Raw genomic sequence first — 19,046 nt, 5'->3', positions numbered from 1 at the left:
GAAAATCACCGATCTGCCAACTCCACGCCCGGAACCCGCTTCTCTCCTCCTCGCTCCGCTCGGGTTGAAAGTTTTTGCAAACCTTTCAACCGGAGTCCGTATGAATCAGCCGGAGCTGAAAGGCTGCGCCGCAGCGAGGGGCACGCGGGAGGGGAACAGTCACGTGCCGTTCCCCTCCCGACCCGTGTGGACGGCCTGCGGTCGGCAGGCATGAAGGATTGCCCGCGGGCGGTCCGCGCGCCGCGCGGCCTACACTGCCCGCATGACTTCCCGCACGCAGACCGACCGGCTGCGGCTGCGCAACGCCCTGTGGCAGCAGCTGCGGACCACCGAACCGGACACGGCCGGGTTCGAGCAGGCGCTGGCGCGGCTGGCTGACCTGACCGGCTGGGACCGCGCCCGCATCCTCGCCGGCCTGGGTCTGGACGGACCGGCGCGGGCGGCGACGGCAGCCCCGGACCGCCCTGCCCGGAGGGACGGATGAACGCCGAGGTGGTGCCCTTCGACTGGGCGCGGATGTTCCTGGGGGACACGCCGCCACTGTTCCTGCTGGAGATCGTCTTCCGGACCACCGTGATCTTCGGGTGGCTGCTGCTGCTGCTGCGGTTCACGGGCAAGCGCGGCATGGCGCAGCTCAGCCCGCTGGAACTGGCGATCGTGATCGGCCTGGGCTCCGCCGCTGGCGACCCGATGTTCTACCCGGAGGTCCCGCTGCTGCACGCCATGCTGGTCATGACGCTCGTGGTGGGCCTGCAGGCCCTGATGGCGCGGCTGGTGATCCGCAGCGAACGCGTGGAGACCTTCATGGAGGGCGTCCCGGTGGAACTCGTGCGGGACGGCGTGCTCAGCGGCCGGGCGCTGGAGGCGTCGAACCTCAGCCGCGAGGACCTGTTCGAGCGTCTGCGCGCCCAGGGCGTGCGGCAACTGGGCGAGGTGCAGCGCGCGTACTTCGAGCAGGACGGGAACCTGACGGTGTTCACGCACGCGCAGGACGCCCCGCCGGGCCTGCCGGTCGTGCCGCCCTGGGACCTGGAACCGCCCCCGGTCGTGCAGCCCGGCGAGCCCGTGCGCGGCCCGCTGGCCTGCCTGGGCTGCGGCACCACCCGCGACCCGGACCCGTCCGGGCAGCAGGACGCGGGGGCGCTACAGGCCTGCGCGTGCGGCAGTGACCGGTTCACCCCCGCCACGACCGACCCCCTGGCGCCCCCCTCAACGGCCAGCGAGGCGCCGGGTACCGCGGATGACCGCGCCCCGGGCCGCGACGGCGGCGGCCGCGGCCCGCTGGCTGGCTCCGGCCCCGGCAGCGGCTGAAAAGCCAGGAGAGCAGGTCCCGGCGACCTGAACAGCGCGGGTGTGGGTGCGCGGCGCCACAGCGGCCCCTGGCGCCGCGCGCCGACCCTGCCTGCCGGGTCAGCCCTCGGTGGAGGCGCCGGGGCGGGTGGTCCACACCGGGTCGGGCTCGATCTGCTCGGCGGGGGCCTTGCCGGGCTCCAGGCTGCTGCTGCTCGCCGTCTGGAGCGGCGTGACGCTCATGCCGGGCGCGCACTCGATCTGGCAGGACAGGCGCGCCTGCCCCAGCAGGCCCTTCTCGGTCAGCTTGTCGAACTCGGCGGCGGTCATGGCGTCCGGCTCGCCCTCCTGAAAACTGACCCGGCAGGTCGTGCAGCGCGCTGCGCCCCCGCAGCGGTGCAGGACGTCCACGCCGCCCCGCTCCAGGGCCAGCACCAGCCGCTCCCCGGCGTTCGCCTGAATCTCCCCGAAGCCCTGCACCTGCACCGTCAGCTGTTGCGTCATGCCTCCCAGCATGCCACGCGGGGGCGGGCCGCTCACAGCGGTTTCCAGTGCCACCCTGGGGCCAACACCACGCCCTTCAATTCCACTGCCAACCGCTGGTGTTGTCATACGGATTCCGTCTGTTTCATTTACAACCCGGAACATCACCGGGTTGTAAACTCCACGCCCGGAACCCGTGTTTCTCCTGCTCGCTCCGCTCGGGTTGAAAGTTTTTGCAAACCTTTCAACCGGAGTCCGTATCAGGTGCTCGCTCTGCTGTCAGCGGAACAGGGTGGGCATGGTGACCTCGCCGTCCAGCCACACGCGGCCCTTCCCGCGCCGCTTGCCGCGGATCAGGGCGGTGTCCGCGCGGGCCAGCAGCTGCCCCGCCGAGCCGCCCTGCCCGGGCTCGGCGAAGGCCAGTCCGGCCGTGGCGTCCAGGTCGTGCGCCGTGCCGTCCACCACGACCGGTTGCCGCGCGATGGCCTGCAGCACGCCCTCGACCCGCAGGCGGATCTCCTCGCGGGAGGGCGCCTGCACCAGCAGCGCGAACTCGTCCCCGCCCAGGCGGCCCAGGGTGTCCCCGGCGCGCAGCGCCGTGAGCATCCGCGCGCCGACCGCGTGCAGCACCTCGTCCCCGGCGTGGTGCCCGAAGGTGTCGTTCACGCTCTTGAAGCCGTCCAGGTCGAAGATCGCCACGGCCAGCAGGCCGCCCTCGCGGCGGGAGTCGTCCAGCTGCGCCAGGAAACTCGCGCGGTTGGGCAGGCCGGTCAGCGGGTCCGTCGTCGCCTGACGCTGCAGCGCCTCGATGGGCCGCGTGGCGCGCAGCACCAGCAGCCACGCCAGCAGGCTGCCCGCCAGGCTGACCAGCAGCACGAACGCCAGCGGGCGCGGCCGGGCCGGACCGGGGAAGTCGGCGGTGGGGGCGTACACCCCGACCGTCCAGGTGACGCCGGGCTGGACCTCGAAGGGCCGCAGGACCACGCCGTACGACTCGCCGCCCACCCGGAACCAGTGCGTGCCGCTGCCCGGTGTGAGGCGGCTGCGGTCGTCGATCAGCGCGCGCAGGGCGGGGTCGGCGACCTCGCGCAGCAGCGGCACGCGGCCCTCCACGGTGACTGGCCAGGCGCGGCTCGCGGCGATCGCGTGCCCGCCCGCGTCGGTCACGAACGCCCGGCCGCGCGCACTGACCCGCAGGCCCGTCAGGAACGACGCGAGCTGCCGCAGTTGCACGTCGGCACCGACGACCACGGTCCCGCCGGGGCTCATGGCGCTCGCGGCGACCGTCACGCCCGGCTGCTGCGACGACGCGAACACGTACGGGTCGGTCCAGATGGTCTGACCGGGCCGCGCCTGCGCCTGCCGGTACCAGGGGCGGGTGCGGGGGTCGTAGTCGCTGGGGGCGCTGTCCTGACTGGTGGGCAGGCCGCGCGCGTCGTAGCGGGTGGTCGTGACGCGCCGCTGCGGGCGGACCTCGATCACGCGGGCGTATCGGCCGGTGTCGCCGGGCCCGTCGCGGCGCAGGAACGTGAAGCGGCCGTCCGGGTGGCCGACCAGCATGCCGTTCAGCTGCGGGACGTTGTCCAGCAGCGCGTGGAAGTTCGTCAGGAGGCTGGAGGGATCGTCGGCGCTGAGCAGGCCCGACTGCACGTTCGCGCGGTTCACCTGCACGATCTGCGCCGCCGAGCGGAGGTAGCCCTGCACGTTGTCGGACGTGACCCGCACGAGCTGTTCCAGCGCCCCCTGGGTCTGTGCGCGCTGCGCCCGGGCGCTGAACTGCTGCTGCCCGATCAGCGCGACGAGCAGCGTCAGGCCCTGGGTGAGCAGCAGGGCCAGCAGCAGCCACACCCGCGTCTGCACCGGCAGGCGCGCGGCCTGCCGGGCCGAGACGGCGCGGGCAGCGGGGGGCGTGTGGGGTGGGGCGCGCAAAATCAGATCAGTCTAGGCGCTGACCGGGTGTCCACCTATCCCCCGTCAGGCGGGTGGACTGGACAGCGCCCGGAGCCGGGCCTGACCGGGCAGGGCGCACGCGCCGGTCAGGCCCGGGTCGGCGCTTCACGGGGCAGCAGCTGCCACGCCGTCACGTCCAGCAGGCCGCGCGGCGTGAGCTTCAGCGCCGGGATGACCGTCAGGCCCAGGAACGCCAGGGTGGTGACCGGGTACGGCAGCACGCAGCCGTGCGCGCGGCAGGCGTCGGTCACGCGGCCCAGCGCCGCCGCCGCCTGCGCGGGCGGCAGGTCCGTCATCAGGCCCGCGAACGGCAGGGGCAGCTGCGCGCGGACCTCGCCGCCCGACACGAGCACGATCCCGCCGCCCAGCGCCTCCAGCGCCCGGCCCGCCGCGCGCACGTCGTCGTCCGATCCGCCCAGGAACGCCACGTGGTGCGCGTCGTGCAGCACGCTGACGCCCAGCGTCGCGCCGCGCAGGCCCGTCCCGGACGTCCAGCAGGCCGACCACTCGCCGCGCCCGTAGCGGTCCGCGACGACCAGCCGCGCGTCCCCGCTGCCCGGCGCGCCCACCCCGGTCGTGATCTGATCCGCGCTGACCTGCATGACCGGCCAGTGCGCGGGCACGTCGAAGGCCGCCGCCGCCCACCCGCTCCCCAGGTTCACGCCGCCGCCGGGCAGGGGAGGGGTGACGGTCCCCGCGCGGGCCTCCTGACCGCCCACGAAGGTCTCCAGTACCTCGAAGCCCTGCAGGTCGCGCAGCAGCACGAAGTCCGCGTGATACCCCGGCGCGACCAGCCCCACGTCGTGCAGACCCCAGTACTCGGCCGGGTTGCAGGTCACCAGCGCCACCGCGTCCGCCGGGTGCAGCCCGCCCGAGACGCACATCCGCAGCAGGCGGTCCAGGTGCCCCAGCTCCAGCAGTTCGTCCACGCTGACGTCGTCACTGACGAGCATCGCGCGGCGCGGGCGGTCGCGCAGCACCGGCAGCAGGGCGTCGAGGTTCCGCGCCGCCGAGCCCTCGCGCACCATCAGCCACAGCCCGGCGCGCAGGCGCTCGCGGGCCTCCTCGGGCGTCGTCGCCTCGTGATCCGAGTGCAGCCCGGCCGCCGCGTAGCCCATCAGGTCGCGGCCGCGCACGCCCGACGCGTGCCCGTCCAGCCGCAGGCCCGACGCCCGCCCGGCCTCCAGCACGGCCCACACGCCCGCGTCGCCGCCCAGCACACCGGGGTAGTTCATCATCTCCGCCAGGCCCAGCACGCCCGGCACGCGCAGCATCCGCGCGGTCTCCTCGGCCCCGATCACGGCGCCGCCCCGCTCGAACTCACTGGCGGGCACGCACGACGGCGCCGACGCCCACACCCGCAACCCCGACGACCGGCCCGCCGCGAGCATCCACTCCAGGCCGCCCGCGCCCAGCACGTTCACCAGTTCGTGTGGCTCGGCCACCACCCCGGTCGTGCCGCGCGGCAGCACCGCCCCCGCGAAGCCCGCCGGGGTCAGCAGACTCGACTCGATGTGCACGTGCGCGTCGATGAACCCCGGCGCCAGGAACGCCCCGCGCGCCTCCACGACCCGCGCCGCCTGGAACCCGCCCCCCAGCGCCGCCACGCGCCCGTCGGCGACCAGCACGTCCGCCTCGAACACCTCACGCGTGGCGGGCTGCACCACCCGCGCGCCGCGCACCAGCAGGTCGCCCCGCTCCTCACCGCGCGCCACGCGCACCAGACGCCGCCGATCTTCCCCGGTTCCAACCATGACGCAGTGTAGAGAAGTGCCCGCACCACGCCAACCCCGGCCCCGGAGCTCAGTTCAGGGCCGAGGCTTCGCTGCCCGTGCCCACCGCCGCCAGACCCCGGTCGAGCGGCTGGCCGGGCGGCGGCCAGGGGTCGCGGCGCCAGGGGCTGTCGTCACGGGTCAGCAGCGCCTTCACCGCGTCGGCGTACCCCCGGTTGCGGACCGGGTTGGCGTTCCAGAAGGCCGCGCCCGCCTGGAAACTCCGGCCGTAGTGCGCCCAGTCGCGAAACGGCGCCTCCCGCGCCACCTGACGGCACTGGCCCAGCACCTGCCAGCCCTGCCGGTCGCTCAGGTACCCCAGCGCCACGCCCTGCGCGGCGATGTCCGCCGCCCGGGCGAGGTCGAAGGCCAGGCCGCCCACGTCCCCCACCTCCGGCTCCCACTGGCGCACGACCTTCACGTGCCGCCGGTCGAGGCCCGCCGTGTCCTGACCGTGCAGGGCGCGGCGCACCTGCTGGTACGGCTCGTGGTGGCCGCCCCCGCCGAGCAGCCACGCGAGGCTGGACATGGCCGACGCGTGATCCGTGACGCCCCACCCGGACTCCAGGGACGCCGACAGTTCCCGCAGGGCCTCCTGGCGGGCCTGCGGGGTCTCGCCGGGCGGCGTCACCTGATAGAAGTACGCCGCGGGCCGGTGCGTGGCCGTCTCGAAGATGTCGAGCCACAGGGACGTGAACGGCGCCCGCAGGTTCAGCGCGAAGCGGTCGGCGTCACTCAGGGCCAGCGCGGCCGCCTCGACCTCCGCCCGCCGGGCGTCGGCGTCCCGGGCCGCCCGGGCGTCCCGCTCGGCCTGTTCCTGCGCCAGCTCGGCGTCCGCTTCCCGAAGGCCCTCGCGCGCGCCCTCCAGCATGGCCTTGCCCACCCACCACAGCGCGGCCAGCGCCAGTCCGGCCGCGACGGGAATCAGCACTGTCCAGAGGGTCACCCGGGCAGCATACCCCCCGGTCCCGCGCCGCCCGCGCGCAGATGACGCACCGGCAGGCTCGCCAGCGGCGGATCAGGTCGAGCCCTTGAAGCCGCGCAGCAGCGAGCCGCGTTCCGCCAGCGCCCGCTCGAACAGCGCCTGCTGGAACGCGCGGGCGTCGTTCACGCCCGACGCCGACTGCGCCGCCTGAAGCTGCGCCTTGGCGGGTTTGGGAATGGGCGAGAGCGTCCCGAAACGCCGCGCGCGGAACATGCCCGGGTGTTCCTCGAACACCACCGTCACGCCGTCCGGCAGGCCCCGCACGTGCGCGGCGAACGTCTGCTCCTGCACGAGTTCCGCGTGCGCCGCGCCCGCGCCCAGTTCGGTCAGCAGCCGGTCGATCAGGGTGAACACGCCCGCCGCGTAGGCGTCCACCTCCGCGCGGGTGGGCAGCGCGCCCCGGTGGATCACGCGGTTCCGGAAGTCCGTGCCCAGACCTTTGGGCGTCAGGAAGTCCGGTTCGCGGCCCTCGCGCAGCAGGTACGCCAGCGCGAACATGCCCAGCTGCCGCTCGGACTGACTGGAGACGTGCCGCCACGTGCCCTCCAGCGCCGACAGGGCGGCCTCGAAGGACCCCTCGCGCCCGGCGGCCTGCTCCAGCGCGAAGGCCCGCACGTAGAACTCGAAGAAGCGTTCCAGGGCCGCCGCGAAACTCGCGACCGCCTCCCGCGCGTAGCCGTCCATCAGCGCCCGGGTGCCCAGGTCGAACAGCACCTCGAACTTCTGCTTGCGCACCAGCACGCAGTACCGCGCGCCGCACCGCGCGCAGCGCAGGTCATGCACGCTGCTGTCCGCGAACTCCGCGCGGTTCACATGTGCGCACTGCGGGCAGGTCGTCGGGAAATCCATGCCCCGAGCATAGAGTGCCCCGCGCGGGCACGGCGAAGGCCCCCACACGCGGTGGGGGCCTTCATGCCAGAGTCGTTACTGCGCGGTGACGCCGGTGTAGCTGTTGATCCAGTTGATGTACCCGTTCACGCGGGTGTACACGCCGTACCCGCGGCACTCGGCGGGGCCGTAGGACACGATGCCCAGCACGTAGAACCTGCTGTTGTAGGGCGCGGCGAGCGGGCCGCCGCTGTCGCCGTTGCAGGAGTCCTTCCCGGCGGAGTACTTGCCGCAGATGGTGTTGCTGGGGCGGGTGCCGCAGTCGCTGCCGGTGGGCGTGATCGGGATGGTGACCTCGCGCAGCGCGCGGTTGCTGTACGCGCCGGTCTCGGTCCTGCCCCAGCCGCTGACGGTGGCGGACTTGCCGTTCACGTCCAGGACGCTCTCGGTGGTGTTGTTCGGCAGCGCGGCGGTCGCCACGGTGCTGCCCAGCGTGAACGCGGTGCCCACGCGGATCAGGGCGATGTCGTACGCGTAGGTGCTGCTGTTGTAGCTGGGGTGACGCACGATCTGCGCGGCGGTGCGCAGCTGGCCGCTGCTGGTGGTCAGGTCGTTGATCCCGGCGCGGACGCGCATCTGGCTGGCGCTGTAGCCCTCGACGCAGTGCGCGGCGGTCAGCACCCACGTGGAGCTGATCAGGGTGCCGCCGCACCAGCCGCCCGACAGTTCGGTGCTGGGCGTGACGCTCACCTGGTAGGGGCGGTTGGTGACGCTGGTGACCGTGCCGTACACGATCTGGCTGCCGATCGTGTCCGTGAAGGCCTTCTCGGTGCCGGTGACCGTGAGGGTCTCCTCGGGCAGCGTGGCCTGCGGGGCGGTCTGGGTGGAGCAGGCGCTCAGGGCCAGGATGCCCAGGGCGGTCAGGGCGGCGTGCAGGGGTTTGAACATGATGGAACCTCCGGGAAGGGGGACGGGGGAGAGGACGTGAATCGGGGATCAGGTTCGTGACCACCTGATCCCCGGCTGGAGGGCTTACTTCGTTTCGACGAGGGTGTAGCTGCCGCTGCCGCTGTAGCCGTACACTTCCCAGCGGTAGGTGCCGCTGGCGGCCGTGTAGGTGATGGCCTCGCTGCTGGTGCCGCTCTCGCTGGCGGCGACGTCGGCCCAGGTGCTGCCGTTGTACTTCTGGAGGTACAGGTCGAAGTCGGTGCCGGAGGGGCCGCTGAGGGTGCCCTTCAGGGTGCCGCCCGCGTAGCTGAAGCCGGCGGTGCCGGGCTTGTAGCTCGCCGTGCCGGCGCTGACCGTGCCCGTGTAGGTGGTGGTCGTGCCGGTGGGGGGCGTGACCGTGCCAGTGCCGGTGAACAGCAGGCGGGTGGTGCTGCCCGTGCCCGCGTTCGTGACCTTGCCGCTGGTGGCGTTGTTCAGCATGGCGCTGGTCACGGCGCTGTTGGTGGTGTTCCCGGCGGCGATCAGCAGCGCGGCGGCGCCCGCGACGTGCGGGGTGGCCATGCTGGTGCCGCTGATGGTGTTCGTGGCGGTGGTGCTGCCGATCCAGGTGCTGGTGATGCCGGTGCCGGGCGCGAAGATGTCCAGGCAGCTGCCGAAGTTGCTGTAGGTGGTGTCGCGGCTGTCGGTCTTGGTGGTGGCGCCGACGGTGATGGCGCTGGCGGCGCTGGCGGGGGAGACGTTGCAGGCGTTCTGGTTCTCGTTCCCGGCGGCGACGGCCATCACGAGGTTCTGGCCCGCGGCGCTGTTCACGGCGTCGTTCACGGCCTGGCTGAAGCCGCCCCCGAGGCTCATGTTGGCGACGGCGGCTGCCGTGCCCTTGTTGCTCACAGCCCAGTTCACGCCGGCGATCACGCCGGAGTTCGTGCCGCTGCCGTCACAGCCGAGCACCTTCACGGCGACCAGGGTGACGCCCTTGGCGACGCCGTAGGTGCTGCTGCCGACGGTCCCGGCGACGTGCGTGCCGTGCCCCTGGCAGTCGCTGTTGTTGCCGTCGCCGGTGGTGTTGGTGCCCCAGATGGCGCGCCCGCCGAAGTTGGTGTGGGCGGTGTTGATGCCGGTGTCGATGATGTACGCCTTCACGCCGCTGGCGGTGCTGCCATAGGTGTAGCTGCTGTCCAGGGGGAGGTTGCGCTGGTCGATGCGGTCAAGGCCCCAGGTGGCGCCGGTCTGCGTGGCGGTGGCGTGCATCATGGCGTCCTGCTCGATGTATTTGACGCGCTTGTCGGCCTGCAGCTTCGCGAGGTTTTGGCTGCTGAGTTTGGCGGCGAAGCCGTTCAGGGCCGCGCCGTACACCTGCTGCACCTGCACGCCCTGCGGGTCGAGGCCCAGGGTGCTGATCAGGCCGCTGGCGCTCTGGCTGCTGAGGTCGGCGGCGGCGCCGTCGCTGAAGACGACGATGTACTGGCCGGGGATCGCTTCGGGGTTGCTGGTGCCCAGGAGGGGCGCGCTGGTCTGGCCGCGGGAGACGACGTCGGTGGTGGGAGCGGTCTGCTGGCTGCCGCAGGCGGCGAGGAGCAGGGTCAGTGCAAGGGTACCGAGGGTGCTGGTGCGTGCGTTCATGGTGGCGACCTCCTGGGACAGTTCCGCAACCGTGACAGATGGGAGTATGGCCGTGGAGTGCACGGCTGATGGGACGCTGTCAAGCGAAATTGGGAACTTCGGAGATGATACGCAGCTGAACGTCCGGTGTGGATGAACGCCGCAGAACGGCGTGCACAGTCGGCTTTTTACAGTTCAAAAATCACAGAATTCTGACGGCAGATCGAACAAAATGAGTGTCCTGAATAACCGAACGGCCTCTCCGCGCAGCTCGCCGGGCTGACCCTTCTCTCATCTTGCTCATCTGACCGAATATGCATATATCTGTCATGGAGTGGGCTGGAAGGCCGCTTTACCTGTCAATTGAAAATATGCTTCGACGGTGAACAAAAGAATCTTGACTCTTCAGTCTCCGGCCTGCCCCGCAAGGGACAGAAGGCCTGCCCCGCATGAGACCAGCACCACATGAAATCGGCTGCGCATGAAACACACCCAGGCAGCCGACCTCCGGGACGCCACAGCGCAGGGCCGCGGTCCAGACCGGCCATGCCGCTGTGAGGGCACGCCGGACCCCTGCCGCCCACGACCACCCTGTCCCCGGCGCCCTCCTCTGCGGAACGGGACAGCGCCACGGGTCGCTTCCGCTGGGACTTGACGGGTGCCCATCCAGTCGGCGCCGGTACCGGGTTACAGGTGCCAGTCTCTACAGGTGCCAGCCGCCCGCGACCTCCAGGTTCTGCCCGGTCACGTAATCGCTGGCCCGCACGAAGTACAGCGCCGCCCCGACCAGTTCCGCCACCGTCCCCACCCGCCCCGCCGGGATCTCCCGCACGGGCTGGCTGACACTCGTCTCGATCACGCCGGGACTGACCACGTTCACGCTCACGCCGCTGCCCGCCAGCGTCACCGCCAGTGACCGCGACAGCTGCGCCACGCCCGCCTTCGCGATCACGTACGGGACGATCCCGGGCCGCGCCACGTCCGCCGACGCGCCCGCGAACCCCAGGTTCACGATCCGGCCCCAGCCGCGCGCGCGCATCAGCGGCGCCGCCTCCTGACAGGTGGCGAACGTGGCCGTCAGGTTGCTGCCCAGCATGTCCGCCCACTGCTCGTCCGTCACGTCCAGCAGCGGGCGGTTCACGTAGTTCCCCACGTTGTTCACCAGCACCGCCAGCCCGGACTCCGGGAACGCCGCGTGCGCCGCACGCACCAGCGCCCGCGCCCCCGCCGGGCTGCCCAGGTCGGCCCTGAGGGGCACCGCCCGCACACCCAGCGCCCCACACTGCCGGGCGGTTTCATGGGCGTCGGCCTCGCTGGAGCGGTAGTGGACCGCCACGTCGAAGCCCTCGGCGGCCAGCGCGACCGCGAGCCCGCGCCCGATGCCGCGCGCCGCGCCGGTCACCAGCGCCGTGCCCCGACCCGCCGGGTGCGGCGCCCCCCCGCTCTGGCGGCCGGTCACGCCTCGCCCTGCCGCAGCGCCAGGGTCACCAGCGAGCGCGTCACCGCGTTCAGCGGGTACGCCAGCGCCTCGTGCAGGTGCACCCAGGCCCACTCCTCGATCTCCTCGTTCGGGGTGACGTCGTGATCCGCGGTCGTCGCCAGGAAATCCACCAGCAGCATGTGCGCGGGTTTGTGGAACTCCTCGCTGAGGACCGACTCCTGCGTCTGCGCGTACTGCACGTCCTCCAGCCGCAGGCCGACCTCCTCCTGAAATTCGCGCTGCACGGCGTCCAGCAGCGTCTCGCCCCACTCGACCTTTCCGCCCGGCACGCCCCACAGCCCGCGCCACTTCGTGGTACGCACGAGCAGCACCCGTCCGTCCTTGCCCCACACGAGCGCCCCCACACACACCAGCGGTCTCTCCATGCGCGCCAGCGTACCGCCGCGCCCGCCGGGCCGTCCGGGTGAACGCCTACCGACCCCGGCGGCGCATCACGCGGCGTTCCAGGCCCGTGATCACCGCGTACACCAGCACCCCGTACCCGATCAGCAGCGCGATGGCCGCGAACTGCCCGGCCTTGTTCTGGTACGTCCCGGCGACCTGCACCGCCAGCCCCAGGCCCTTCTGGTTCGGGTCCACGAATTCCCACACGACTGCCCCGATCAGCGCCAGGCTGGCCGCCAGCCGCAACCCGCCCAGCAGCACCGGCAGCGCGCCGGGGAACTCCAGGCGGGTCAGGCGCTGCCAGCGCGAGGCGCGCAGGGTGCTGAACAGCTCGTGGAAGGTCGCCTCCAGTTCCCGCACGCCGACCAGCGTGGCGACCAGCATGGGGTACAGGGCGCTCAGGGCCGACACGATCACCGCCGGGAGGAACCCGAAGCCCAGCCACGACACGAGCAGCGGCGCGAGCACCACGATCGGCGTGCTCTGCGACGCCACGATGAACGGGCTCAGGAAGCGCTCCAGGGCCCGCCAGCGCGCCAGCGGGTACCCGATCAGTACGCCCGTCAGTGCGCCCAGCAGCGTGCCCACCAGCGCCGTCTTCACCGTCACGCCGAACGCCGCCAGTAACCCCGGGGCGGTGCGGACCCCCTCCTGCCACACCGCGCCCGGCGTGGGCAGCAGGAACGGCTGATTCAGCGCTGAGGCCCCCAGCTGCCACGCGACCCCCGCGAGCAGCACCGCCAGCGCGGGCAGCAGCCACGCCGCGCTGCGCTCCGCACGCGCCTCGGCCCGCAGCCGCGTGGAGTCCCCGGTGCCCAGCACCGCGCGCAGGTGCGCCTCCAGCCCGTCCGTGTAGGCGCTCACGCGGCCCTCACCGCGCGTGTCGAGCACCTCCACGATCCGCCCGCCACGCAGCACCGCCACCCGGTCGGCCAGCCACACCGCCTCGCGGATCGAGTGCGTCACGAGCACCGTCGTCCGGCCCGTCTTCTCGTGCAGGTGCCGCAGTTCCGCGTTGAAGCGCTCGCGGACCAGCGCGTCCAGCGCCGCGAACGGCTCGTCCAGCAGCAGCACGTCCCCGCTCTGCGCCAGCGCCCGCGCCAGCGCCACCCGCGCCCGCATCCCCCCGGACAGCTGCGCCGGGAAGTACGGCCCGTACGCCTCCATCCCCACCAGTTGCAGCGCCTCCGGGGCGCTCAGGCCACCCCCGGCGCCCAGATCGGCGGGCAGCTGCACGTTTCGCAGCGCCGTACGCCACGGCAGCAGCCGGTAATCCTGGAACACCAGCGCGGGCGGCGTCCCGATGTGCACCGACCCCGATTCGGGGCTCAGCAGCCCGGCCAGCACCCGCAGCAGCGTGCTCTTCCCGCCGCCCGACGGACCGATCAGCGCCAGGAACTCCCCCCGGCGCACGTCCAGCGTCACGCAGCTGAGGATCACCTCGCCGCCCAGCCGCACCGTGACGTCCTGCACGGCCAGCGGCGCGTCCGTGACGGGCAGCCCGCTCACGCCTTCACCTCACGTGCCGCGTCCGGGACAGGGGCCGGGGCGGGCCGCCCGCGCGTGTTCACGAGCACCACGCCCGCCACCGCCACCACGCCCCCCAGCAGCGTCAACAGGGTGGGCACCTCGTTCAGCCACGCCCACGCGATCAGCACCGCGAACACCGGCGACACGTACAGGAACGACGTCGTCACGCCCGCTCCCACCCGCGACAGGGCGAACGTCCACGTCAGGTACGCCAGCGCCGCCGGGAACAGCCCGATGTACACCATCGCCAGGTGCGCGCCCAGCGGCGCCGCGCGCAGCTCCGCCCCGAACCCCGGCAGGAACACCAGCATGGGCACCGTCCCGGTGATCAACGACCACACCGTGAAATGCAGCGGGTTCATCCGGGCCAGTAGGGGCTTCTGGAACACGAAGTACACGCTGGTGAACAGCGCCGCCGCCAGGATCAGCAGCGCCCCTTTCGTGAAGCTCAGGCCCTGCCCGCCGCCCAGCACGATCAGCGCCACGCCGCCCAGACTGACCAGCGTGCCCAGCCAGCCCAGCGCGTTCAGCCGCTCACCGGCGAAGCGCGTGGCGAGCAGCGCCGTGATCACCGGCCCCGCCGCGATGATCAGGCTGGCCGTGCCCGCCGGGACCGTGACCTCGCCGTAGTTCAGGCACACGTGGTACAGCGTAATCCCCGAGAAACTCAGCAGCGCGATCCGGCCCAGGTCCCGCACGGGCGGCACCGGAATCCGCGCCAGCAGCGCGTACACGCCCAGCGCCAAGCTGGCCACCAGGAAGCGGTACAGCGTCACGTGCCCCGGCGAGAACGCCTCCAGCCCCGCGCGGATGCCCGCGAACGCCGACGCCCAGAACACGATCGTGACCAGGATGGCCCCCAGCGACAACGGATCCAGACGGCCAGCAGCGGGAGCACGCATATGGCGGCCAGCATAGAGCAGCCCCCACCCCGCGCGGCATCGGCTGAGACGATGAAGCGAAGCTCTGTCGTCTGCCTTTAGCGGATTGACAGAGGATGTGTGAATAATTCGACAAAACTTCTATGCGAAATGCCGTTTGCGCTGGGGTTCTTCTAGTGACGCAAGTTAGCGTTATCGCCCATTCCGCAACTATTCTGCCGAAACGCTTTACCCGCTAGACAAAATTGTTTGTATTCGCTCATAATGAGGCATGCCACCTCGCGGACGATGGAAGCAGGTCAATTACACCCCCGAGCAGAAGGAACTTCACCAACGCATCGAGCAGCACTGCACGCAGATCAGCGCCGCCCTCATCGTCAATGCCGTCCGCGAGGCCTTCAAGGAAGCGCGGGCCTGGGCACTGAGAGACACCGACCCCGAAGCCATGAAGCAATCCTTCGCGGCCGTCCTCCCCTCCTGCATCAACCGGCACCTGCGCAACATCGTCTGGCCCAAAGGCGCCGGGCTGTTCGTCCGTCCCGCCTTCAACGCGACCCACACCAATGTGTTTTCCTTCATGAGCCTGGGCCCCATCAAGTGCATCCCCGCTAAGCTCAAAAGTCCCGTCACGCAGGCCGGGAAAAACGTGTATCGTCGCCTCCACCGTGAACGCGGCAAGATCACCCTCCTCCACCCAGAGGAGGAAATCACCGCGCTGAAGGACGACATTCCCAGTCTCCTGACGTACGGCTACAACTGGGACCTCGGCGTTCCCGCCGAACCTGACTTCATCACGCTGGCCCCCTATGTGGACGGCACACAGAAGTACGCTCTCTCGTTTGACCTCATCCAGCATGCCGCCGGCAAGATGGCGCGCGTCCAGGAAGAGAAGGTCATCACGCCCCTTATCGCCCCCGCCGAAGCCGAGCCCGTGCTGGCCACTGCGGTTCGTCGCCGCAACGAGCCCAAGAAACGCGATCAGGTTGAAACCCCTGTCCTCACAAGCCTCAAGCGCAAGCGCAACGAGCCAGCCGCCCAGGACGAAGCTGAAGCACAACAGGAGCCGAAGATCTCATGACCCCCCTCCCCAGACCAAAGAACCTTCCGTTATTCGGTTCGCAGGTCTTCAATGGGGAACGTCTCAGACAAGCCAGAGAGGCTCAAGGCCTGACGGCCACCACTCTGGCCGAGCGCATCGGTAAATCCAAACAGGCCATCTCCCGCTACGAAAATGGCGTGGACCTGCCTTCTGGAGAGGTCATCCTCGCGCTCGCCGCCGCCCTCGAACAGCCAGTCCAGTTCTTCAGCGATCCATTCCGCGCTGACGCACACCAGTCCATCACGTTCTACCGGCGCCTCAAACGGGTTACCGGACCAGAACTCCGCCGGGCCAACGCCTGGCGCAGCTGGCTGGAGGACTTCACCCTGTTCTTGGAAGAGTATGTCGCGTTCCCCAAGGAAGACGTGCCGGACTCGTTTTCCTTCCGCGCCAACTACGACCTCCTCGACCTCAACATCATCGATAGCATCGCCCTCGACCTCCGCCGCCACTGGCGACTGGGTATCGCACCCATCGAACACCTGACTCGGACCGTGGAACGTCACGGCTTCCTAGTTTCCCGTTTCGACGTTGGAGCCGACGACATCGACGCATACTCCTTCCGCGCCCGGAACGGTCGTGGCGTCATCGCCCTGAACGATTACAAGGTTAACCACTTCCGCTCACGCTTCGACCTCGCCCACGAGCTGGGGCACCTGCTCCTGCACGGCGATGTCAAGCAGAAAGATCTGGATGATGCCCAGAAGTACGAACGCCTCGAACGTCAGGCCCATCGCTTCGCGGCGGCCCTGCTGCTCCCGGCTGAGCCGCTCTTGGCGGACGTGTACTCCCTGGACCTCGACGCCCTGCTCCTCCTGAAACAGAAATGGGGCGTCTCCATTGGCGCGATCCTGTACCGCCTCATGGATCTCGACATCATCTCCCGGGATGACCATGAGCGACTGCGCCGCAGCATGAGCCGCCGCGGCTGGATCAAGCGCGAACCTCTGGACTTCTCCACTGATCCGGAAGACACCTCCGCACTCCGGCAGGCCGTCAACACACTCATCCAGGACGCGGACTTCGCCAAGAACGACATCCCGCACGACCTAGTCCGATCACCCGAGACCGTCCGCCGCCTTGCCAATCTGCATGTCCACTTTTTCAAGGAACCGGAAGAGGTTGAAGTCGACTTGCACCAGCAATACGCTCTGCACTCCGGTTAGAAATTGCCTGTCTGGTATGTTCCACCGTGACGTATATCTTCTAATGGGTCGGCGTTCTGGGATAAATAAGCAACAAGGCCCCCCACACCCGCCTGCCCACCCATACGCGAAGGATGAGGCATGACCGATCCGAACCCGCCCAGCACCCCGGAAACCGCGCAGGAGCACACGGGCAGCGACCACGCCACGCACGGCGCGAACACCAACCTCACGCCCGACGTGCAGGGCGGCCCCACCGGCGGTGAGGACCGCGCCGCGACCGAGACCATCACCGATCAGCACGCGCATCAGAACGGGAACCAGCCGGGCTGACGCCCCGTAAGGTCAATTGGCCCCACCCGGGCCGGAAGCGGGCCTTAATCTTCGTTGGGCGTGGCTTCACGCGCGCCCCCACTGCACTTCATACACTGCCCCCACGGAGGGAACCACCATGACGAACAGCACCACAGGAATGGATCAGAACCGCATGATCAGCGGCGCCGCCGGAGGCGCCCTGCTGCTGATGGGCCTGCGCAAGCGCGGCGTGCTCGGCCTCGGGATGGCCGCTGTCGGCGGGTACCTCGCCTACCGCGCCGCCACCGGCAACGATCCCGTGATGGCCGCCGCCGGCCTGAGCGGCAACGCCACCGCCGCCAAGCCCATCTTCGTGGAGCACAGCGTCGTCATCGACCGACCCGCGCAGGCCGTGTACGACTTCTGGCGCAAGCTGGAGAACCTGCCGCAGATCATGAGCCACCTCGAGAGCGTCACCGCGCTGGACGAGAAGCGCAGCCGCTGGGTCGCCAAGGCCCCGCTGGGCACCCACGTCGAGTGGGAAGCCGAGATCGTCAACGACAAGCCCGGCCAGCGCATCGGCTGGCACTCCCTGCCCGGCGCCACCGTGGACAACGCGGGCAGCGTGCAGTTCGAGTCCCTGCCCAGCGGCGGCACCCGCGTGCACGTCGCGCTGTCCTACCGTCCGCCCGCCGGGCCGCTGGGCGCTGCCGTCGCCAAGCTGTTCGGTGAGGAACCCAGCCAGCAGATCGCCGAGGACCTCCAGAAGTTCAAGGCCGCCTTCGAAGGCAGCGCCAAGAACTGACGTGAGTGAAGGAGGGGGCGCGCGGCGTTCGGCTGCGGGCCCCCTCCTCATTTGCTGATTACCAGTTCAGGTCGATGCTGGTGAACGGCGTGCCGTTCTTGCCGGGCGTAACGCCACTCATGAGGGTCCAGCCGGGCTTGAGGTTGAAGACGTCACTGCCGTCTTTCTTGTTCAGGCCGCTCTTCGAGTACACGAAGGTGCGGCTGCCCGTCTTCTGCTCGCCGTTGTCGTAGCGGAGTTTGGTGCCGGTCTCGCCGTCCACGTAGGCGAACAGTTCGTACGCGCCGTCCTCGGGGGTGTTCGGGAAGCTGATGGCGTACACGCGCTTCTCGGGGTTCAGGGTGCCGAGGTTGCCCTGGTCGAGCGCGGGGGTCTGCACGCCGCTGAGCGTCACGCCGCGCAGCGCCATGCGGATGGTGCCGCTGGGCTGGGTGCCGAGGATGTTGCCGGACACGTCTCCGTCGGGAATGCCGAGGTAGTTGCAGGAGGCCATCGCCAGGGGCAGGAGCAGCAGGGCAGCTTTCTTCATGCTGCTCACCCTAGAGGTGCGGCGTGAAGTGACTGTGAGCCCAGGCTGACCGGACTCTCATGAATTCTCATCGGGTCCGGCCGGGGCTTCCGGCACGTCCGCCGCGCCCTCCTCGATGACCGTCAGGGACCGCAGCGTCGCGCCCTGATGCCAGCCGTACGTGGGGTTGCGCAGCGCCAGCGCCGCCGCGACCGCCTCGGCGGCGCTGCGGTCCGGCTCGCCGTCCAGGCAGAACAGCAGGAACTTGCGCCCACCCGGCGCGATCCGCACGAACAGGTCCTCGCCGATCTCCAGCTGCTGCGTGCGCGCCAGCCGCTCGGCGCGCCCCTGCGCGTACCGCAGCGCCTCGCGGATCGGGACCGTCACCGTCGGGTGGCTCATGCGCGCAGCCCCGAGAGCAGCATCTCCGCGAACTGATCGGCCACCTCACGCGGGCTCATGGACCCGCCCGGGCGGTACCACGTGTACGCCCAGTTCACCGCCGACAGGATCAGGTACGCCGTCATCTTCACGTCCAAATCCGCGCGGAAGGTGCCCTCCTGGACGCCCTGCGTGACCAGTTCGCGGTAGAAGCCGTCGATGGTGTCGCGCCAGCCCGTCACGCGGCCGTACGCCTCGGGGGACAGGTGCTTCCACTCGTGGAAGAACACGGTCGCGCTGTCCATGTTGTCCGCCACCACCCGGATGTGCCGGAACATCGCCTCGCGCAGCTTCTCGTCGGCGCGCATCGGCTCGCCGCGCAGCGTGAACAGCGCCTCGTCGAACTGCCGCGACGCCTGGTTCACGATTTCGATCAGCAGTTCCTCCTTGGACGCGATGTGCGCGTACAGGCTGCCGCCCTGCATGCCCAGCTCGCCCGCCAGGTCACGCATGCTCGTGGCGTGGTACCCACGCTCGGAAAAGAGGCGGCTGGCCGAGTCCAGAATCTGCTCGCGGCGGGGTTTGGCAGTGTCAGTCATGGTGGGGGAGGGGCCGGCTCGGCCTGATCCGCACAGCCTAGCACGCCCGACCCAAACGACCGTT

20 protein-coding genes are annotated in these 19,046 nt (G+C 70.4%); 6 read left to right on the top strand and 14 right to left on the bottom strand.

The genetic code is table 11. The features are described from left to right. Positions 1–262 precede the first annotated feature (262 nt). Positions 263–484 carry a hypothetical protein gene (locus DEIGR_RS13060; RefSeq protein WP_058977893.1) on the top strand — a complete coding sequence of 74 codons (222 nt, stop codon included), beginning with the start codon at positions 263–265 and terminating at the stop codon, positions 482–484. Further along, entirely contained in the window at positions 481–1,311 is an 831-nt protein-coding gene (locus DEIGR_RS13055) for a DUF421 domain-containing protein (protein WP_083524051.1), read from the top strand. The genes DEIGR_RS13060 and DEIGR_RS13055 overlap by 4 nt, the downstream gene beginning before the upstream one ends. 99 nt (positions 1,312–1,410) lie before the next feature. On the opposite strand, the gene DEIGR_RS13050 is transcribed toward DEIGR_RS13055, so the two are convergent. The 11 genes from DEIGR_RS13050 to DEIGR_RS13000 all read right to left on the bottom strand — a co-directional run bounded on the left by DEIGR_RS13050 (position 1,411) and on the right by DEIGR_RS13000 (position 14,172). Beyond that, positions 1,411–1,794 (bottom strand): 2Fe-2S iron-sulfur cluster-binding protein, encoded by a 384-nt coding sequence (locus DEIGR_RS13050; protein ID WP_058977891.1) that lies wholly within the window; start codon positions 1,792–1,794, stop codon positions 1,411–1,413. A gap of 258 nt (positions 1,795–2,052) precedes the next feature. Next, positions 2,053–3,702, bottom strand: a complete 1,650-nt coding sequence (locus DEIGR_RS13045) for a sensor domain-containing diguanylate cyclase (RefSeq protein ID WP_058977889.1) — start codon at positions 3,700–3,702, stop codon at positions 2,053–2,055. A 107-nt stretch (positions 3,703–3,809) separates the two neighbouring features. Next, a complete protein-coding gene (locus tag DEIGR_RS13040; protein ID WP_058977888.1) occupies positions 3,810–5,477 on the bottom strand; it encodes an adenine deaminase in 1,668 nt (555 codons plus the stop codon). 49 nt (positions 5,478–5,526) lie between these two features. Continuing rightward, positions 5,527–6,441 (bottom strand): DUF1266 domain-containing protein, encoded by a 915-nt coding sequence (locus tag DEIGR_RS13035; RefSeq protein WP_058977886.1) that lies wholly within the window; start codon positions 6,439–6,441, stop codon positions 5,527–5,529. A 72-nt stretch (positions 6,442–6,513) separates the two neighbouring features. Then, positions 6,514–7,329, bottom strand: coding sequence for a hypothetical protein (locus tag DEIGR_RS13030; RefSeq protein ID WP_058977884.1), 816 nt, complete (start codon positions 7,327–7,329; stop codon positions 6,514–6,516). Between the two features lie 75 nt (positions 7,330–7,404). Next, positions 7,405–8,256, bottom strand: a complete 852-nt coding sequence (locus DEIGR_RS13025) for a serine protease (protein WP_058977882.1) — start codon at positions 8,254–8,256, stop codon at positions 7,405–7,407. An 84-nt stretch (positions 8,257–8,340) separates the two neighbouring features. Continuing rightward, the gene (locus DEIGR_RS13020) at positions 8,341–9,876 is read right to left on the bottom strand and encodes a S8 family peptidase (RefSeq protein ID WP_058977880.1); all 1,536 of its coding nucleotides are present in this window, start codon (positions 9,874–9,876) and stop codon (positions 8,341–8,343) included. Between the two features lie 682 nt (positions 9,877–10,558). Beyond that, positions 10,559–11,314 (bottom strand): bifunctional dihydropteridine reductase/dihydrofolate reductase TmpR, encoded by a 756-nt coding sequence (gene tmpR / locus DEIGR_RS13015; protein WP_236704747.1) that lies wholly within the window; start codon positions 11,312–11,314, stop codon positions 10,559–10,561. Continuing rightward, positions 11,311–11,721 carry an NUDIX domain-containing protein gene (locus tag DEIGR_RS13010; protein WP_058977878.1) on the bottom strand — a complete coding sequence of 137 codons (411 nt, stop codon included), beginning with the start codon at positions 11,719–11,721 and terminating at the stop codon, positions 11,311–11,313. The genes tmpR and DEIGR_RS13010 overlap by 4 nt, the downstream gene beginning before the upstream one ends. Positions 11,722–11,767: 46 nt before the next feature. Next, on the bottom strand, positions 11,768–13,249 hold the full coding sequence (locus DEIGR_RS13005) for an ABC transporter permease subunit (RefSeq protein ID WP_058977876.1): 1,482 nt from the start codon (positions 13,247–13,249) through the stop codon (positions 11,768–11,770). Next, positions 13,246–14,172 carry a DMT family transporter gene (locus DEIGR_RS13000; protein ID WP_058977874.1) on the bottom strand — a complete coding sequence of 309 codons (927 nt, stop codon included), beginning with the start codon at positions 14,170–14,172 and terminating at the stop codon, positions 13,246–13,248. Before DEIGR_RS13000 ends, DEIGR_RS13005 begins: the two co-directional genes overlap by 4 nt. A 250-nt stretch (positions 14,173–14,422) precedes the next feature. On the opposite strand from DEIGR_RS13000, the gene DEIGR_RS12995 reads away from it, so the two are divergent. The 4 genes from DEIGR_RS12995 (at position 14,423) to DEIGR_RS12980 (ending at position 17,494) form a co-directional block, all read left to right on the top strand. Further along, entirely contained in the window at positions 14,423–15,229 is an 807-nt protein-coding gene (locus DEIGR_RS12995; RefSeq protein ID WP_058977872.1) for a hypothetical protein, read from the top strand. Then, a complete protein-coding gene (locus DEIGR_RS12990; protein ID WP_083524050.1) occupies positions 15,226–16,416 on the top strand; it encodes an XRE family transcriptional regulator in 1,191 nt (396 codons plus the stop codon). Before DEIGR_RS12995 ends, DEIGR_RS12990 begins: the two co-directional genes overlap by 4 nt. Positions 16,417–16,536: 120 nt before the next feature. Further along, positions 16,537–16,728 carry a hypothetical protein gene (locus tag DEIGR_RS12985; RefSeq protein ID WP_058977868.1) on the top strand — a complete coding sequence of 64 codons (192 nt, stop codon included), beginning with the start codon at positions 16,537–16,539 and terminating at the stop codon, positions 16,726–16,728. A 118-nt stretch (positions 16,729–16,846) separates the two neighbouring features. Next, positions 16,847–17,494: an SRPBCC family protein gene (locus DEIGR_RS12980; protein WP_058977867.1), complete on the top strand. Its 648-nt coding sequence runs from the start codon at positions 16,847–16,849 to the stop codon at positions 17,492–17,494. 58 nt (positions 17,495–17,552) lie between these two features. On the opposite strand, the gene DEIGR_RS12975 is transcribed toward DEIGR_RS12980, so the two are convergent. The 3 genes from DEIGR_RS12975 to DEIGR_RS12965 are packed head-to-tail and all read right to left on the bottom strand — an operon-like array spanning position 17,553 to position 18,982. Next, complete coding sequence (locus DEIGR_RS12975) at positions 17,553–18,023, bottom strand: hypothetical protein (protein WP_058977865.1); 471 nt, start codon at positions 18,021–18,023, stop codon at positions 17,553–17,555. 57 nt (positions 18,024–18,080) lie between these two features. Then, positions 18,081–18,404, bottom strand: a complete 324-nt coding sequence (locus tag DEIGR_RS12970; RefSeq protein ID WP_058977863.1) for a hypothetical protein — start codon at positions 18,402–18,404, stop codon at positions 18,081–18,083. After that, on the bottom strand, positions 18,401–18,982 hold the full coding sequence (locus DEIGR_RS12965; protein ID WP_058977861.1) for a TetR/AcrR family transcriptional regulator: 582 nt from the start codon (positions 18,980–18,982) through the stop codon (positions 18,401–18,403). The genes DEIGR_RS12970 and DEIGR_RS12965 overlap by 4 nt, the downstream gene beginning before the upstream one ends. Positions 18,983–19,046 lie beyond the last annotated feature (64 nt).

This window comes from Deinococcus grandis (assembly GCF_001485435.1).
Classification (GTDB): domain Bacteria; phylum Deinococcota; class Deinococci; order Deinococcales; family Deinococcaceae; genus Deinococcus; species Deinococcus grandis.
The sequence above is the reverse complement of the archived record's forward strand: the minus strand, read 5'-3'. Positions and strand labels throughout refer to the sequence as shown.

Excerpts from the sequence above, each read along its gene's own strand:
- DEIGR_RS13030 (WP_058977884.1), bottom strand. The coding sequence starts at position 7,329 with ATGGATTTCCCGACGACCTGCCCGCAGTGCGCACATGTGAACCGCGCG.
- DEIGR_RS13020 (WP_058977880.1), bottom strand. The coding sequence starts at position 9,876 with ATGAACGCACGCACCAGCACCCTCGGTACCCTTGCACTGACCCTGCTC.
- DEIGR_RS12995 (WP_058977872.1), top strand. The coding sequence starts at position 14,423 with ATGCCACCTCGCGGACGATGGAAGCAGGTCAATTACACCCCCGAGCAG.
- DEIGR_RS12970 (WP_058977863.1), bottom strand. The coding sequence starts at position 18,404 with ATGAGCCACCCGACGGTGACGGTCCCGATCCGCGAGGCGCTGCGGTAC.
- DEIGR_RS12985 (WP_058977868.1), top strand. The coding sequence starts at position 16,537 with ATGACCGATCCGAACCCGCCCAGCACCCCGGAAACCGCGCAGGAGCAC.
- DEIGR_RS13050 (WP_058977891.1), bottom strand. The coding sequence starts at position 1,794 with ATGACGCAACAGCTGACGGTGCAGGTGCAGGGCTTCGGGGAGATTCAG.
- DEIGR_RS13060 (WP_058977893.1), top strand. The coding sequence starts at position 263 with ATGACTTCCCGCACGCAGACCGACCGGCTGCGGCTGCGCAACGCCCTG.
- DEIGR_RS13010 (WP_058977878.1), bottom strand. The coding sequence starts at position 11,721 with ATGGAGAGACCGCTGGTGTGTGTGGGGGCGCTCGTGTGGGGCAAGGAC.
- DEIGR_RS12980 (WP_058977867.1), top strand. The coding sequence starts at position 16,847 with ATGACGAACAGCACCACAGGAATGGATCAGAACCGCATGATCAGCGGC.
- DEIGR_RS12975 (WP_058977865.1), bottom strand. The coding sequence starts at position 18,023 with ATGAAGAAAGCTGCCCTGCTGCTCCTGCCCCTGGCGATGGCCTCCTGC.
- DEIGR_RS12965 (WP_058977861.1), bottom strand. The coding sequence starts at position 18,982 with ATGACTGACACTGCCAAACCCCGCCGCGAGCAGATTCTGGACTCGGCC.
- DEIGR_RS13000 (WP_058977874.1), bottom strand. The coding sequence starts at position 14,172 with ATGCGTGCTCCCGCTGCTGGCCGTCTGGATCCGTTGTCGCTGGGGGCC.
- DEIGR_RS13025 (WP_058977882.1), bottom strand. The coding sequence starts at position 8,256 with ATGTTCAAACCCCTGCACGCCGCCCTGACCGCCCTGGGCATCCTGGCC.
- DEIGR_RS13055 (WP_083524051.1), top strand. The coding sequence starts at position 481 with ATGAACGCCGAGGTGGTGCCCTTCGACTGGGCGCGGATGTTCCTGGGG.
- DEIGR_RS12990 (WP_083524050.1), top strand. The coding sequence starts at position 15,226 with ATGACCCCCCTCCCCAGACCAAAGAACCTTCCGTTATTCGGTTCGCAG.
- DEIGR_RS13040 (WP_058977888.1), bottom strand. The coding sequence starts at position 5,477 with ATGGTTGGAACCGGGGAAGATCGGCGGCGTCTGGTGCGCGTGGCGCGC.